The organism is Catenibacterium sp. GCM10023432, assembly GCF_042651925.1.
Lineage (GTDB): Bacteria > Bacillota_I > Bacilli_A > Erysipelotrichales > Coprobacillaceae > Catenibacterium > Catenibacterium mitsuoka.
Genome location: NZ_JBHSEB010000022.1, coordinates 1 through 519 on the forward strand (window position 1 = coordinate 1; position 519 = coordinate 519).

Consider the following 519-nt stretch of genomic DNA (forward strand, 5'->3'; position numbering starts at 1 on the left):
TGATGCCTAAAGACCGTCTTGATCTTGGCAGAGTAAGAAAACTTGATGATGACCATAAAAGATATATTGCTGATCTTATTGGCCAGTATCCCAAGATTACTGGGGTCATGATCTATGAAAAAATGATTGAAGATGGTGTCTTAAATGCAGGTGACTGTTCCGTTGATACTATACAGCGCTATATCAGAAACAGCGGCTTACGAAATGGACAGGGTGAGACTTTAGTCAAGGAAAGAAGGACCTGGGAATTCGCTCATTCATGTGATGGCTATGAAGCTGATACCTGTCATACATTTTATATTTACGATGAAGATAGCACATACAGGAAAACGTATCTGATTGCTATTATCGACAATCATTCAAGAATGATCGTTGGTGCAGAGTTCTTTTTCAATGACAATGCTGTCAATTTTCAAAAGGTATGGCATGATGCTGTCTTAAGATACGGCAGAAGTAAAGTAATCATCTTAGATAATGGCAGCAGCTACAAAAATAAAAGCACCAAGGAAATAGAGGCAA

At 38.3% G+C, this 519-nt stretch carries 1 protein-coding gene; it reads left to right on the plus strand.

Annotated features, from left to right (window positions below; all coding sequences use genetic code 11):
- A partial coding sequence (locus tag ACFOZZ_RS03720; protein ID WP_376814731.1) for a DDE-type integrase/transposase/recombinase occupies positions 1-519 on the plus strand: 519 nt, incomplete at both ends.